We start from the raw sequence: 13,611 nt of genomic DNA, 5'->3' as shown, positions 1-13,611 counted from the left end.
AAGACCCCGCGCTGATAAAGGAAACGAGCGATGAAGACCACCAGCGAAGCCGCGTTCGAAACCGCCATCGAGGCGGTCTTGCTGGGCGGGGGCTACGCGCGGGTCGAGGGCAAGGGTTTCGACCGCGAGCGCGCGATCTTCCCCGACGAGGCACTGGCCTTCATCCGCGCCACCCAAGGCAAGGTATGGGAAAAGCTGGAGGCGCTGCATGGCGAGCAGACCGGTGCCCGCGTGCTGGAATCGCTGTGCAAATGGCTGGACACCCATGGGGCGCTGGCCACCCTACGCCATGGCTTCAAGTGTTTCGGCAAAACGCTGCGGATCGCTTTCTTTCGTCCCGCCCACGGCTTGAACCCTGAACTGGAAGCCCGCTATCAGGCCAACCGGCTGGGGCTGACGCGCCAGTTGCACTACAGCCCTAGGTCGGAAAAATCGCTGGACGTGGTGCTGTCGGTCAATGGCATCCCCGTGGTGACGCTGGAACTCAAGAACCCGCTCAGCGGCCAGACCGCCGCCAACGCCATCCACCAGTACCGCCACGACCGCGACCCGCGTGAACCGATCTTCGTGTTTACCAAGCGGGCGCTGGTGCACTTCGCGGTGGACACCGAAGAGGCGCACATGGCCACGCGCTTGGCCGGTTCATCCACCTATTTCCTGCCCTTCAACCGCGGCATGGACGGCGGCGCCGGCAACCCGCCCGACCGCGAGGGACGCAACTACAAGACCGCCTACGTGTGGAAAGAGGTGCTGGAGCGCGACAGCCTGCTCGACCTGCTCGCCCGCTTTCTGCATCTCGATGTGCAAGAGAAGACCGCAGACGACGGCAAGAAGCTGCGCAAGGAGACCCTAATCTTTCCGCGCCACCACCAGTTGCAGGCAGTGCGCCAGATGGTGGCGGCTGCGGCCAGCGAGGGCGTGGGTCATAACTATCTCGTCGAACACTCGGCCGGAAGCGGCAAGAGCAACACCATCGCTTGGTTGGCGCATCGCCTGTCCAGCCTGCACAACGAACGCGACGAGCGGTTGTTCGACAGCGTGGTGGTCATCACCGACCGCGTGGTGCTCGACCGCCAGTTGCAAAACACCATCTACCAGTTCGACCACCGCCAAGGCGTGGTGCAAAAGATCGAGGAGGATTCGCGCCAGCTCGCCGAGGCGTTGGAGGCTGGCGTCCCAATCATCATCACCACGCTGCAGAAGTTTCCGTTTGTCTCCGGGCAACTGGCAAAACTGAGCGAGGAGCGCGGCGAAGGCGGCAAGAGTCATCTGCCAGCGCGCAAGTACGCCGTGATCATCGACGAGGCGCACAGCTCGCAGTCGGGCGAGACGGCGACCGAGCTCAAGGGAGTGCTGGGCGGCGCGCAGTTGCGTCGCAAAGCACAGGAGATGGCCGAGGAGGAAGGCGAAATTGAGCTGGAGCGTCTGTTCCGGTCCATGGCCAAGCGTGGCCATCAGCCGAACATGAGCTTCTTCGCTTTCACCGCAACGCCCAAGCACAAGACGCTGGCGATCTTCGGCCGCAACGGCGCACCCTTCCACCGCTACACCATGCGCCAAGCCATCGAGGAAGGCTTTATCGAGGACGTGCTGAAGAGCTACGTCACTTACAAGACCTACTACAAGCTGATCAAGAAGGCCGAGGACGACCCCAACGTCGAACGCAAGAAGGCGGCCAAGGCGCTGGCCCGTTTCATGCGGCTGCACCCGCACAATATCGGCCAGAAGACCGAGGTAATTGTCGAGCATTTCCAGCACTTCACTCGGCACAAGATCGGCGGTCACGCCAAGGCGATGGTGGTCACCGGCTCGCGGCTGGAGGCTGTGCGCTACAAGCAGGAGTTCGACCGCTTCATCCAAGACAAGGGCTACCCGATCAAGAGCCTGGCGGCGTTCTCGGGCACGGTGGAAGACGACAAGATCCCGGAGAAGTCGTACACCGAGGTCGAGATGAATGGTGGCATCAAGGAAAAGGAATTGCCCGACACCTTGGCCAAACCAGAATTCCGCGTGCTGCTGGTGGCCGAGAAATACCAGACCGGCTTCGACCAGCCACTGCTGCACACCCTGTACGTGGACAAGCGTCTGGCGGGCATTCAGGCCGTGCAGACGCTCTCGCGCCTGAATCGCACCCACCCGCTCAAGGACGACACCTTCGTACTGGACTTCGTCAATGATCCGGCCGAGATCCTAGAGGCCTTCCGCCAGTACTACGAAGGCTCGGTCATGGGCGAGCAGGTCGATCCCGATAAGCTCTACGAGGTCAAAGCCGCGATCGACGCTTCGGGCATCTACCTGCAGACCGAGGTCGCCGACTTCGCGCGTGTGTTTTTCGCGCCCAAGCGCCGCCAGAGCCCCAGTGACCACAAGACGATGAACGCGATTCTGGACCAAGCCGTTGCGCGTTTCGTGCAATTGCAGAACACGGCTGAGGAGGATGCCGAGCTGTGGCGCGGCAAACTGCAGGCCTTCCTCAATCTGTACAGCTTTCTGAGCCAAGTGATCCCTTATCAGGACAGTGACTTGGAGAAACTGTACTCGTACCTGCGCCACCTCGCGTTGAAGCTGCCCAAGCGCCGGCACGGGCCGGGCTACCAGTTCGACGAGGAGGTCGAGCTCGACTACTACCGGTTGCAAAAGATCAGTGAAGGCTCGATCAGCCTAAACGACGGGTATGCCAAGCCGCTAGACGGCCAGCGCGAAGTGGGGTCGGGCATGGTGCGCGAGGAGCACGTTTCGTTGTCGCGCCTGATCGACCTCATCAACGAACGTTTCGGCGGCGAACTCAACGAAGCGGATCAGCTGTTCTTTGATCAGATCGCCGAGGCGGCCAGCCAGAGCGAAGCTCTGCAGAGGGCGGCTGGGGTCAACTCCCGCGACAAGTTCCAGTTGGTGTTCCGGCAGGTGCTGGAATCGCTGTTCATCGAGCGGATGGAGTTGAACGAGGGGCTGTTTACCAATTACATGGGCAAACCGGAGATGCAGGAGTTGGTCTCGAAATGGCTTGGCAGCCAAGTTTACGACCGGCTCTCTGCGGCAAACAAGGGATAACGCTTGGAGTCTATACGCTCATCTGGGATGCATAAAAAATGCATGACAAAACAACAGATTTGGAAAAATGACCAACAGAAATCAGCGGCAGGTGCCCACTAAGCGCGAAGTCTCCATCGTCCGCTCTTCGGCGGCCGAGTACTTGACCTTCGTCGCCACCAGCGGCCAAGGTGGCGTAGAGGCTGTCCATGCCGATGAAAGCATCTGGCTGACACAGAAAATGATGGCCCTGCTCTACGATGTCAACGTGCGCACGGTCAACGGGCACCTGAAAACAATCTTTGCCGACAGCGAGTTGCAGGAAGATGCAGTTATCCGGAAATTCCGGATAACTGCCGCCGACGGCAAAACCTACAACACCCAGCATTACAAGCTACCCGCCATCATCGCGGTGGGCTACAAGGTGAACTCCGAGCGTGCGGTGCAGTTTCGCAAGTGGGCCACGGGCATCATCGAGCAGTTCACCATCAAGGCCTACGTGATGGACGATGAGCGCATCAAGGCCGGCGGCTCCGTCCTCACCGATCAGAGTACTTCGAAGAGCAGCTGCAGCGCATCCGCGAAATTCGCCTCTCGGAACGCAAGTTCTACCAAAAAATCACCGACATCTACGCCACGGCGATCGACTACGACTTGACGGCGCAGGCCACCAAGCGCTTCTTTGCCACCGTGCAAAACAAACTGCACTGGGCCATCCACGGCCAGACGGCGGCTGAACTCATCTACCACCGCGCCGATGCTGCCCAGCCCCACATGGGGCTGACCACTTGGAAGGATGCGCCTCAAGGCAAGATCCAGAATTTCGATGTGGGGGTAGCCAAAAATTACCTCACCGAGCACGAGCTGGCGCAACTCTCGCGCCTGGTCAACGCCTATCTGGACGTGGCTGAGGACATGGCGCAACGCAAGATCCCGATGACGATGCAGGATTGGGAGACTCGCCTGAACCGCTTCATCGAGGCCACCGACCGCGAGGTGTTGCAAGACGCAGGCAAAATCACGGCGGAAATCGCCAAGGCCCACGCTGAAAGCGAATTTGAAAAGTACCGCAGCGTGCAGGACCGGTTGTTCGAGAGCGACTTCGACCGCCTGCTCAAGCAGAGTGCACCCCATCACGACGAGGACTGAAGCCCATGGCGACGAAAAAACCCACCAAAGCCACTCCCAGCTGGAGCGACGTCAAAACCAAGTTGGCCGACTTCGACCGTGCCGGCCTGCTGGGGCTGGTGCAAGACCTGTACGCCGCCAGCAAGGACAACAAGGCTTTTCTGCACACCCGCTTTGGTTTGGGCGCTGATCCGCTGGAGCCCTACAAGGATGCGATCATCTGCTGGATCAACCCACCGGACTATCGCCATCCAATCTCGGTCAGCAAGGCCAAGAAGGCGATCAGCGACTACAAAAAGGCGCTGGGCCAGCCCGAGGGCTTGGCCGAACTCTCGGTGTTCTACTGCGAGGAAGTGTTCGATTTTCTGGCCGGTTGCGGCATGGACGACGCAGGCTTTTTTGACTCGCTGGTGCGAATGTTCGAACAGGCGCTGAAATACGTGCTGGCCTTGCCAAAGGCGCAACAAACGGCATTCCTTGCGCGGCTGGATCGGGTGCGCCTGCTGGGGCAGAACGTCGGTTGGGGCGTGGGCGATGATTTCGACCATTTTTGGTCGGAGGCCGGGTTGGCGGCTGACGCATGAAACAGCGCCACAGGCGGGCTCATCTTGAGCCATCCGCGCTTGCGTGCCGCCTGCTGGTCGCTTGACCCGCAGCAAGAAGTCTGCTGTGTGCGCAATAGTTGCGACAGAAACCGCCACCTACGCGACAATGCGCCCATCTGATCGCTCCGATAGGCTCCCATGTCCGAACGCATCAACGCTCGCCTGTCGCGACCCTTGGCTGAATTCGTGCATCGAATGGTCGGCGAGGCGGGTCTTTACGAAACACCCAGCGAATACGTGCGCGACCTGATCCGCCGCGACATGGAACGGCGTGACGGCCAGTTTGTGCAGGACGCCATCCTCGCCGGTTACCGAGACTTGGCGGCAGGTCGCATCTTTGCGTCCAGCGGCAACTTCAAGGCCGACATGGCGGCGCTCGACGAACTTCTGATGCGCCCGAAAAACGAAGGCGAATGATCCCGAAGGCCGTTTCCACATCCTCTTGCCACGAGACTATAAAAAGACTATATTCGGTCTTTATTAAGTCTGGAGCACGGCCATGCGCTACTCATCACAAGTCAAGCCCATCAGCTACCTTAAAGCCAACGCCGCCGAGGTTCTGACGCGGCTCGCGCAGCAGCGTGAACCGCTGGTCATCACGCAAAACGGCGAAGCCAAAGCGGTCTTGCAAGACGTGGCCTCGTTCGAGGAGACACAAGAAACGCTGGCCTTGCTGAAAATCCTAGCGCTGGGCAATCAGGATGTAGCCGCTGGCAAGGTCAGGCCGGTGGCCGATGTCGTTGCCCGCCTGCGTGCCAAACGCGCCCCAGTCTGATGGCAGGCGCACCGGCCAAGTTCGAAGTCCTGCTCACCGAGGGTGCAGAGCAGGACTTGGAGGCCATCCATGACTACATCGCCGAGTTCGACTGCGTCGCCAACGCCAACCATGTGCTGGATGAACTGATGCAGGTCGTGGAGAGCCTGTCGAGATTCCCCGAACGCGGCAGCTATCCGAGGGAGCTGGTAAATCTGGGCAGCAAAGAGTATCGCCAGACCTTTTTCAAGCCGTATCGCGTGATCTACCGTGTCACAGGCAGCCAGGTCATCGTTTACCTCATTGCCGACGGCCGCCGTGACATGCCATCCGTGCTTGCGCGCCGCCTGCTGGGCGCTTAACCCGCAGCAACCAGCACGCGTGCTACCCAATCCAGACAGCCGGTTTTTCGGGCGATAACCGTCCGCCAGCGGTCGGGCATCGAACCTGCAATGCCAGCGTATGGGCTCTTAAACGTTACTACCCAACCTGACCTGCCCCCATTGACCGTACCATTGTTTCGGAGAAGTCCTGGGGGTGGAAGATTAATCGATTTTTTGTCTTTGAGGTTGGTCAGCAGCACCGCCAGCGGCTGGCGGTGCTGTTGGACGAATCGTGCTGGCGGGATACGCCCCGGGCTGCTGTGTGGCCTGACCTCGTTGTAGTCCTGCCGCCAGCGCACAATGCACTCCCGGGCCTGTGACAACGATTCACGGGGGTTTCCTTTGTCAAAATCGGGGTCTATGACCGTGTGCAGCGATAAAAAAACAAACGAGCGCCTCCTCTGTGTGGATTTCAGCTCAGCCGATGCTGTCGAGGCTTGGGCCCCGATTGACGACCGCATCATGGGCGGTGTGTCGCAAAGCCGCCTGAGCTTTCATGCGGATGGGTATGCGGTCTTTGCAGGAACCGTCTCGATGGAGAACGGTGGCGGCTTTGCCTCGGTTCGAAACCCTTGCCTGCGCTTGGGCGATGCGCAGGAAGGGCCTTTCAGCTTGGACATCAAGGTTCTCAGTGCGGCAACCTGAGAAAGCCCTCCACCGCTGCTCCGACCTCGTCGTCCCAAGACCACATGAACGAGTGCCCCATGTTCAGGACCAACATCTGGGCACCGGGGATGTTCTCGGCCAGGTACTGCCCATGTTCCAGCGGAAACAGGGGGTCGAAGCGCCCATGAATGACTAACGTCGGAACCCGTATATCCCTGACGAGCTTGAGCCGGTTCTTTGAAGCAGACACCGCCAAACCGTGCTTGAATGCAGCCATGAGGTTGTCCGTTCGGCTAGATGCCAGACGGATGGCGGCTTTGACCTCGGCTGTCGGGCAACCCTTGGGCCCGGCGTAGGTCGCGGCCAAGGCATCGTAGGCGCTGGCGTACAAGTCGTCTGCGCTTTTGGGGCGATGTCGCCGAGCCTTCTTGATGTAATCCTGAAACGCCGAGGTGGGTGGTGGCAGGCGCAGCAGCTTTGTTGTGGGAATCCCCAAGGAAGCGGCGACGCAGGGGCGGTGGTCCGCAGTGGTGGACATCAGCACGAGGCGTTCGACACGCTGCGGATGTTGGGTCGCCATCAGTTGGCCGATGAACCCACCCATGGACAAACCCACCACGGCGGCCTTCGCCACGTTCAAGCCGTCCAGCACCGCCACCGCATCGCTGGTGAGCGCGTTCAAGGTGTAGGGATGCAGCGCGCTGACCGCGGAAGACCGACCGGTGTCGCGGTGGTCGTACCGGATGACGAAGTGGCCGCTCTGCGCAAGCTGTATGCAAAAACGCTCGGGCCAGAAAACCCCTTGACCCGTGGCGCCCATCACCAGCAAAACGGCAGGGTGGCTGGGAACACCAAAGGTCTCGGCCCACAGTGTCAGGCCTTCAGATTGGCGGATGAACGTTTCCAAGAGGCCTTACCATGGGTGGGTGGCTACAGAGTCTAGCAGGCCGTTGAAAAGTGCAAACCAAAGCCGCCCGCCCCCTGCCGCGTTGCTCTCGAGCCGCCGCAGAGCGCATTTTCCAGCCTTTGCAACCCCTTTCGCGGCCCGTTTCATGCCAATGCGCCCATTTTGGACGCACCTCGGCCCAGAATCACGCATGATGCGCATCCCACCAGCCACCCATGGAGCCCATGCGCACCAAGTTGTAGGCCGCAAAGCACATCAGCGCCTGCCCAGTCAGCTTGGCCTGAACCTTGAGCTTGGTCTTGGCCAGTCCGCCTACGGTCTTGATCCAGCCAAAGGCCTCTTCGATGCGCTTGCGCACCTTCAGACTGGTTTGGTAGCCCGCATGCCGCTTGGTGCGCCCATCGATGGCCGAGTGCTGCTTCTTGGCCGCACATGGGGCGTAATGCCCAGCTTGCGGCAGCCCTGCACGAAGGCCTTGCAGTCGTAGTTTTTGTCGGCGCCCACGGTTTGCTTGCGCCCACGGCGCCTTTGGCGCCCCAGCATCTTGAGCGCCGCTTGGTGCTCTGCCGTGCCGTTGGCATGGGTGATCTCGACGTCCACCACCAAGCCGTTGCGGTTGTCCATCAGGATGTGGCCCATGTGGCACAGCCGCGACTTGTCGCCCATGGCTTTCTTGTACAGGCGCGCATCGGCATCGGTGCGGCTGGCATGGGTGTCGTTGGTACGCTCTTGGCCTTTGAAGTCGCAGCAGGGCTTTCAAGAGCATCTCGGGCGGTACCGAAGGGCGGCCTTTGCGCGCATACACGGCTTCGAACTCGGCGCTCATACTGGCGAGCAAGGCATCGACCAGCGCGCGCAGCTTGCGCAAGGGGTGCTGGGGCGATACCCGGTCTTCAAGGCTGATGTAGCTGAACATGACTCCTTGAAAGCTCTGCACACCTCTCATTGCAAATCTCTTATATCTGCAAGATGCCGTGATGCATATGATAGCAAATCTGGGGCGGGTGTGGGGGAGTTTTTCAACGGCTTGTTTGACGGCTTACTTGTGCAATAATTTCTCCGTGGTGTGGCGCGGCAGCGATTGGCGATTTGCTTATTCCACCTGTAGGTCACCCCTTAACCCCCCCGAAACTCTCGTCTGTCTAACCAACACATCAATCCACTTAACTTTTCTGGTGAAACCCCCCATGACTGTCAACGATAACGGCGCCACGCCCACCACGACCATTAAAATCGTCAACGTGCAAGAAAAATCTCTTTTGGCAGCGTTCTTTTTGACGCTGCTTCTCGGGCCTTTGGGCATGTTTTACTCGACCGTAGTGGGCGGCATCGTCGGTACATGTCAAGCAACTTGTCGCGTCCTCAAGCAGCCATTGGCTGCGTAATGCTGCGCGTCAGGGCAGCGTTTTGCACCTCCGTTCGTTCAGGGTTGAGGGTGACGGTTTTGATGAGTGACCAGTCGCGCGTGGGGCCAGACCAGCGCCGCGGGTTGTCTTCGCGGGCTTGGGCGTAGAGGGCGTGGCGTGCTTGCAGAATCTCTTGGTCCAGTCCGGCATGGCGCTGCGCCGGCGTGACGTAGCGGATGCCACTGTGGCGGTGCTCATGGTTGTACCAATGCACGAAATCGCTCGCCCACTGGCGCGCAGCCTGCAAGTCGGCAAACCCTTTTTCAGGATACTGCGGCCTGTACTTGGCCGTGCGAAACAGGCTCTCCACAAAGGCGTTGTCGTCGCTGACGCGGGGCCGCGAGTACGAGGGCTTGACGCCCAGCCAGTGCAGCATCGCCAGCACGGTGGTGGCCTTGAGCGTGGCGCCGTTGTCGCCGTGCAGCACGGGCTTGTTGTCCAAGGCGTGGATGCCCTCGGCCAGCGCCGTGCGCTTGACCAACTGCGTGGCGTGCACGGAGTCGTCGCGCTCATGGACTTCAAAGCCCACGATCTTGCGGCTGTAGACGTCCAGAATCAGGTACAGATAGAACCAACGCCCAGTGACCTGCGCCGGCAGGTAGCTCATGTCCCAGCACCACAGTTGGCGCGGCGCCGTGGCCACGTGGGTGGTTGGCGCGCGGCTGGCGCGCGGCGCCTTGGCGCGCCCGCGGTGCTGCGTCTGACCATGCGCGCGCAGCACGCGCTGAAAGCTGGATTCGCTGGCCAGATACACGCCCTCGTCGGCCAAGGCCGGCACAATGCGCGCCGGGGGCATGTCGGCAAAGCGCGGCTGGTTGGCCACACGCAGGATCTGCTCACGCTCGACGGGGCTCAAGGCATGCCCGGGCGTAGGCCGCACGGCCTGTGGGCGGCCGTCGCCGCGTTGCAAGCCCGCACCGGCGCGCCAGCGCTGCAGGGTGCGCACGTCAATGCCGGCAACCTCGCAGGCCTTGTGCAGCCGTGCACCGGCTGCGTGAGCCGCTTGGATGTCTTGGGCCAAACTGCGGCGATCTTCGAGGCCGATCATTCGGCCGCGCCCTTGTGGAAGATCGCCTCGACTTTTTTTGACAGCACCAGCAGCGCTGCCGTCTCGGCCAGGGCCTTGTCCTTGCGGCGCAGCTCGCGTTCGAGCTCTTTGATGCGCCGCCGGTCTTCCTTGGTCTGCTGCGGGCTGGCGCGGGCCTCCTCGGGGCTGGCCAGGGCCTGCGCAGCGCTGCTGTGCCACTGCGCCAGATCGTGCGGGTACAGGCCGTGCTGGCGGCACCAGGCGCTGCGCGCTGCCTCGTCCAGCGCCGCTGTGCTGATCACCGCTTCGAGGCGCGCCGCCGCCGTCCAACTGCGCTGCTGCGCGGGCTGGGCCAAAGCGGCGCTGCGCCAGCGCTCTAGGGTGTCGGCGCTCACGCCAAACTCTTGTGCCAGCGCCGCCAGTGGGGCGCTCTCTGGTGGCAGCAGCCGGGCTACCACGCGGTTTTTGAATGCTTGTCCGTATCGAGCCACTTCGTTCTCTCTTCACTCGCCCCCGAGTGTGTGCTGTGCCACCCGGCGCCAGTGCAGGCTGTGGATTTGTGGACGATGCGCTGCGCGCACCGGTCGGCTGGCCGTGGACAACGCTGACGCGTTGCCCACCGCACCGACCTTCGACCACAAGCTCCACAGCCTCCTACCACCAAGGTTCATGACTTTGAAGTCAGGAACAGCCGGGTTCTATCGAGGCGACAAGTATTCTGACATGGGGGGTCGTCATGACCGCCGTTTATATTATGGTTTTTATACTGTCGATTTTTACGCTAGGTTTGGCCTTGATGCTTTTTTCCCCGCGTGGATCGCCTGCATTGCCTGGGGCATGATTGCGGCCAGCAACCGAACTCGCATGATTGCTTCCGTTTGATGGCGCGGTTGATCGAGTCGGCCAGTTCGCTCCATTCGCAGCCCATGGCGTCAAAGCGCTGGCGCAAGGTGGCGCTGGAGGGCACAGCACGCAGGCCCAAGGCTTGGTGGGCAAAGCGCTGCTTGCGAAAGGCTTCGACGGCTTCGAAGTCGTTCTTGCCCAAGGTGAGCATGGCGACGTAGCACTTGAGGATGTCGCTGTTGGCAATACCAGAGCGCAATGGATACTTGGGATCGACCATGGCCGGCAGGTTGATGCGCTTGAACAAGCGCCCCACCAAGGCCAAGCCACCGTGGCTGCTCAGGTCGTAGGGCAGCTTCTTGACAACGAACTCGACTGGGTCAGCCATTTGAGACGCTTGCACCTGCTGGGGGCATGGTTGTTGGTGGGAACAGGGGGTTTGGGGGTTTTAGGGGGGAAGTCACGGATTCAGGCCCCCAGTAAATTGAGATTCAAACAGCTTCACAGCCCGCAAGCTGTTCTGAACCCTTTTATACCCGATTAACCCGTCTGCCCTGCTGGCCTACACGCGGCTTGCTGATGCGGTAGCGCAGATGGCATGCGAAAAGCGTTATGTACCGTGGTATATTGCGCTGCGAGCAAAGCAGGCCGACCTTCTCGCCCTGCTTTGCAGGACCCAACCTGCAAAAGCCCCTCCCCCGAAATCCCCACCGCTGGCCCCACCCCGACGAAAGCGAGTCCCCATGCGCGCCCTCCTCTGTCGTCTGTTTTGTATTGTGAGCATTTTGGCCGCCAGCGCCGGCGCGCACGCCGGGCAGATCACGGTCTCGGCGGCTGCCAGCCTGACCAACGCTTTCAACGACATCGGCCGCGCCTTCATGGCGCAGCAGCCGGATGTGCGGGTGGTGTTCAACTTTGGCGCTTCGGGGGCGCTGTTGCAGCAGATCGACCGCGGCGCGCCGGTGGATGTGTTTGCCAGCGCCGACGAGTTCACCATGGATCTGGCACAGCAGCGCGGCCTGATCGTGGCCGAGCAGCGGCGCGATTTCACACGCAACCTGCTGGTGCTGGCGGTGCCGGCCGACAGCGGCCTGAACCTGAGCACCCTGCCCGACTTGACCCAAGCCGCCGTGCGCCGGGTGGCCATCGGCAACCCGGACAGCGTACCGGTGGGGCGCTACACCCAGCGCGCGCTCGAGGCCGCTGGGCTGTGGCCGGCGCTGTCGGGCAAGGCAATTTTTACCCTGAATGTGCGCCAATCGCTCAACTACGTGTCGCGCGGCGAGGTCGAGGCCGCCTTTGTCTATGCCACCGACGCCGCGCTCATGCCGGATCGGGTGCGGGTGGCGTTCCAGGTGCCCACCACCACGCCCATCACCTACCCGATTGCGCCCACGGTGCGCAGCGCCAACTCGGCCAACGCGGCGGCAGCGCAGCGTTTCATCGCCTTTGTGCTCGCGCCCTCGGGCCAAGCGATTTTGCAGCGCCACGGCTTTCTGCAACCCTGAGCGCTCTGCAGCGCCCACACCAAGCTCATGGATGCGCTAGCCGACGTCTGGATCGTGTTGCGCCTGTCGCTCAAGGTGGCGCTGTGGGCCACGGCGATCACGCTGGTGCTGGGCGTGGCGCTGGGCTGGCTGCTGGCGCGCAAGCGCTTTGTCGGGCGCGAGCTGCTCGACACCCTGTGCACGCTGCCGATGGTGCTGCCACCGACGGTGCTGGGCTACTACCTGCTGGTGCTGGTGGGCAGCCGCGGCCCGATAGGTGCGTGGCTGTATCAACACTTTGGCATCAACCTGATTTTTACTTGGCAGGGCGCGGTGCTGGCGGCGGCGATCGTGACCTTTCCGCTGGTATTCAAGCCGGCCCGGGCCGCGTTTGAGGCGGTTGAGGGCCAGTACGAGCAGGCCGCGCGTGTGCTGGGTGTGTCGGAATGGGCGCTGTTTTTGCGCGTCACGCTGCCGCTGGCTTGGCGCGGTATCATGGCCGGGCTGCTGCTGGCTTTTGCGCGCGCGCTGGGGGAGTTTGGCGCCACGCTGATGATCGCCGGCAACATTCCGGGCCAGACCCAGACGCTGTCGATCGCGGTCTATGAGGCCGTGCAGGCCGGGCAAGACGACATGGCCAACGTGCTGGCCGCGATCACTTCCATCGTCTGCATTGCGGTGCTGCTCTCGGCCACGCGCCTGATGCCGGGGCGCGTGGCGCACCACCAGAACTAGAGCCCGCCATGCTGCTCGACTTTCATCTGCGCAACCGGCTGCAATCGGGCACGCGCGTGTTCACGCTCGACGTGCAGCTCAAGTCGCAGGCGCAGCGCGTGGTGATTGCCGGGCCCTCGGGCTCGGGCAAGAGCCAGACCCTGAAGGCGATAGCCGGCTTGGTGCGCCCGCAGTCGGGCCATGTGCGCATCGACGGCCAGACCCTGTACGACGCGGCCAGCGGCGTTTTTCTGCCGCCGCAGGCGCGCCGGCTGGCTTATGTGTTTCAGGATTACGCCTTGTTTGCGCACCTGACGGTGCGCCAAAACATCGCTTTTGCGCTCGCCCGTGGCTGGCTGAACCCGCGCCGCCGTGCGCGCCACCCGGCGGTGGAGTATTGGATCGAGGCCTTTGAACTCGGGGCCCTGGCGCACCAGTACCCGCACGAGCTCTCGGGCGGGCAGCGCCAGCGCACCGCCTTGGCGCGCGCGCTGGTGGCCGAGCCGCGCGCCTTGTTGCTCGACGAGCCCTTTGCCGCGCTCGACGCCGACCTGCGCCAGACCATGCGCGCCGAACTCGACGCGCTGCAGCGGCGCCTGCAAGTGCCGATGGTGCTCATCACCCACGACCCGCAAGACGTGGCCTTGTTTGGCGACGAGGTGCTGCACCTGCACGAGGGCCGGTCGGGCCGCGCTCCATGAGCCCGCGCAAACCACGCGCC

The 13,611-nt window shown here is 62.1% G+C and carries 15 protein-coding genes and 2 pseudogenes; 12 read left to right on the top strand and 5 right to left on the bottom strand.

Going from position 1 to position 13,611, the window contains the following annotated elements:
- Positions 1–30: 30 nt before the first annotated feature.
- From SMCB_RS03105 to SMCB_RS03080, 7 genes are all read left to right on the top strand, one after another.
- Positions 31–3,051: a type I restriction endonuclease subunit R gene (locus SMCB_RS03105; RefSeq protein ID WP_045534985.1), complete on the top strand. Its 3,021-nt coding sequence runs from the start codon at positions 31–33 to the stop codon at positions 3,049–3,051.
- 67 nt (positions 3,052–3,118) lie between these two features.
- The gene (locus SMCB_RS13380; protein WP_197539312.1) at positions 3,119–3,688 is read left to right on the top strand and encodes a virulence RhuM family protein; all 570 of its coding nucleotides are present in this window, start codon (positions 3,119–3,121) and stop codon (positions 3,686–3,688) included.
- Complete coding sequence (gene rhuM, locus SMCB_RS13375) at positions 3,598–4,179, top strand: RhuM family protein (RefSeq protein WP_197539322.1); 582 nt, start codon at positions 3,598–3,600, stop codon at positions 4,177–4,179. Before SMCB_RS13380 ends, rhuM begins: the two co-directional genes overlap by 91 nt.
- A gap of 5 nt (positions 4,180–4,184) precedes the next feature.
- On the top strand, positions 4,185–4,742 hold the full coding sequence (locus SMCB_RS03095) for a hypothetical protein (protein WP_171820275.1): 558 nt from the start codon (positions 4,185–4,187) through the stop codon (positions 4,740–4,742).
- Positions 4,743–4,901: 159 nt separating this feature from the next.
- The gene (locus SMCB_RS03090; RefSeq protein ID WP_045534983.1) at positions 4,902–5,180 is read left to right on the top strand and encodes a ribbon-helix-helix domain-containing protein; all 279 of its coding nucleotides are present in this window, start codon (positions 4,902–4,904) and stop codon (positions 5,178–5,180) included.
- 82 nt (positions 5,181–5,262) lie between these two features.
- Positions 5,263–5,538 (top strand): type II toxin-antitoxin system Phd/YefM family antitoxin, encoded by a 276-nt coding sequence (locus SMCB_RS03085; protein ID WP_042920599.1) that lies wholly within the window; start codon positions 5,263–5,265, stop codon positions 5,536–5,538.
- A complete protein-coding gene (locus SMCB_RS03080; RefSeq protein ID WP_042920601.1) occupies positions 5,538–5,879 on the top strand; it encodes a type II toxin-antitoxin system RelE/ParE family toxin in 342 nt (113 codons plus the stop codon). Before SMCB_RS03085 ends, SMCB_RS03080 begins: the two co-directional genes overlap by 1 nt.
- Positions 5,880–6,112: 233 nt before the next feature.
- Here SMCB_RS03080 and SMCB_RS12385 read toward each other — a convergent pair.
- Positions 6,113–6,226 (bottom strand): annotated as a pseudogene (locus SMCB_RS12385) (integrase core domain-containing protein); the annotation flags it as partial.
- Positions 6,227–6,260: 34 nt separating this feature from the next.
- On the opposite strand from SMCB_RS12385, the gene SMCB_RS03075 reads away from it, so the two are divergent.
- Positions 6,261–6,545 (top strand): CIA30 family protein, encoded by a 285-nt coding sequence (locus SMCB_RS03075; RefSeq protein WP_052468391.1) that lies wholly within the window; start codon positions 6,261–6,263, stop codon positions 6,543–6,545.
- On the opposite strand, the gene SMCB_RS03070 is transcribed toward SMCB_RS03075, so the two are convergent.
- Together SMCB_RS03070 and SMCB_RS03065 are read right to left on the bottom strand one after the other, a co-directional pair.
- Positions 6,529–7,413, bottom strand: coding sequence for an alpha/beta fold hydrolase (locus tag SMCB_RS03070; RefSeq protein WP_052468390.1), 885 nt, complete (start codon positions 7,411–7,413; stop codon positions 6,529–6,531). The two genes, SMCB_RS03075 and SMCB_RS03070, sit on opposite strands and share 17 nt — an antisense overlap.
- A gap of 184 nt (positions 7,414–7,597) precedes the next feature.
- Positions 7,598–8,359: pseudogene (locus SMCB_RS03065) on the bottom strand (IS5 family transposase).
- A 241-nt stretch (positions 8,360–8,600) separates the two neighbouring features.
- On the opposite strand from SMCB_RS03065, the gene SMCB_RS12660 reads away from it, so the two are divergent.
- Positions 8,601–8,798: a hypothetical protein gene (locus SMCB_RS12660; protein ID WP_144400255.1), complete on the top strand. Its 198-nt coding sequence runs from the start codon at positions 8,601–8,603 to the stop codon at positions 8,796–8,798.
- Here the strand turns inward: SMCB_RS12660 and SMCB_RS03060 are convergent.
- A protein-coding gene (locus SMCB_RS03060) for an IS3 family transposase (RefSeq protein ID WP_144400224.1) occupies positions 8,776–10,337 on the bottom strand; the annotation gives its coding sequence in 2 pieces (ribosomal slippage) (positions 8,776–9,899 and positions 9,899–10,337; 1,563 coding nt in all). The two genes, SMCB_RS12660 and SMCB_RS03060, sit on opposite strands and share 23 nt — an antisense overlap.
- A gap of 290 nt (positions 10,338–10,627) precedes the next feature.
- The gene (locus SMCB_RS03050; RefSeq protein ID WP_052468389.1) at positions 10,628–11,077 is read right to left on the bottom strand and encodes a hypothetical protein; all 450 of its coding nucleotides are present in this window, start codon (positions 11,075–11,077) and stop codon (positions 10,628–10,630) included.
- 355 nt (positions 11,078–11,432) lie between these two features.
- Between SMCB_RS03050 and modA the strand changes: the two genes are divergently transcribed.
- From modA to SMCB_RS03035, 3 genes are read left to right on the top strand one after another with little or no spacing between them, the layout of a single operon-like run.
- Positions 11,433–12,197 (top strand): molybdate ABC transporter substrate-binding protein, encoded by a 765-nt coding sequence (gene modA, locus SMCB_RS03045; RefSeq protein WP_045534981.1) that lies wholly within the window; start codon positions 11,433–11,435, stop codon positions 12,195–12,197.
- Between the two features lie 27 nt (positions 12,198–12,224).
- A complete protein-coding gene (gene modB, locus SMCB_RS03040) occupies positions 12,225–12,911 on the top strand; it encodes a molybdate ABC transporter permease subunit (RefSeq protein ID WP_042921661.1) in 687 nt (228 codons plus the stop codon).
- Between the two features lie 8 nt (positions 12,912–12,919).
- Positions 12,920–13,591, top strand: coding sequence for an ABC transporter ATP-binding protein (locus SMCB_RS03035; RefSeq protein WP_045534976.1), 672 nt, complete (start codon positions 12,920–12,922; stop codon positions 13,589–13,591).
- Positions 13,592–13,611 lie beyond the last annotated feature (20 nt).

Source organism: Serpentinimonas maccroryi, assembly GCF_000828915.1.
GTDB classification, from domain to species: domain Bacteria; phylum Pseudomonadota; class Gammaproteobacteria; order Burkholderiales; family Burkholderiaceae_C; genus Serpentinimonas; species Serpentinimonas maccroryi.
This window is presented reverse-complemented; position numbering and strand designations above follow the sequence as displayed.

What these genes read in the sequence shown, in the direction of transcription:
- SMCB_RS03105 (WP_045534985.1), top strand. Translation starts at nt 31, where the DNA reads ATGAAGACCACCAGCGAAGCCGCGTTCGAAACCGCCATCGAGGCGGTC.
- SMCB_RS13380 (WP_197539312.1), top strand. Translation starts at nt 3,119, where the DNA reads ATGACCAACAGAAATCAGCGGCAGGTGCCCACTAAGCGCGAAGTCTCC.
- SMCB_RS03095 (WP_171820275.1), top strand. Translation starts at nt 4,185, where the DNA reads ATGGCGACGAAAAAACCCACCAAAGCCACTCCCAGCTGGAGCGACGTC.
- SMCB_RS03090 (WP_045534983.1), top strand. Translation starts at nt 4,902, where the DNA reads ATGTCCGAACGCATCAACGCTCGCCTGTCGCGACCCTTGGCTGAATTC.
- SMCB_RS03085 (WP_042920599.1), top strand. Translation starts at nt 5,263, where the DNA reads ATGCGCTACTCATCACAAGTCAAGCCCATCAGCTACCTTAAAGCCAAC.
- SMCB_RS03080 (WP_042920601.1), top strand. Translation starts at nt 5,538, where the DNA reads ATGGCAGGCGCACCGGCCAAGTTCGAAGTCCTGCTCACCGAGGGTGCA.
- SMCB_RS03075 (WP_052468391.1), top strand. Translation starts at nt 6,261, where the DNA reads ATGACCGTGTGCAGCGATAAAAAAACAAACGAGCGCCTCCTCTGTGTG.
- SMCB_RS12660 (WP_144400255.1), top strand. Translation starts at nt 8,601, where the DNA reads ATGACTGTCAACGATAACGGCGCCACGCCCACCACGACCATTAAAATC.
- SMCB_RS03050 (WP_052468389.1), bottom strand. Translation starts at nt 11,077, where the DNA reads ATGGCTGACCCAGTCGAGTTCGTTGTCAAGAAGCTGCCCTACGACCTG.
- modA (WP_045534981.1), top strand. Translation starts at nt 11,433, where the DNA reads ATGCGCGCCCTCCTCTGTCGTCTGTTTTGTATTGTGAGCATTTTGGCC.
- modB (WP_042921661.1), top strand. Translation starts at nt 12,225, where the DNA reads ATGGATGCGCTAGCCGACGTCTGGATCGTGTTGCGCCTGTCGCTCAAG.
- SMCB_RS03035 (WP_045534976.1), top strand. Translation starts at nt 12,920, where the DNA reads ATGCTGCTCGACTTTCATCTGCGCAACCGGCTGCAATCGGGCACGCGC.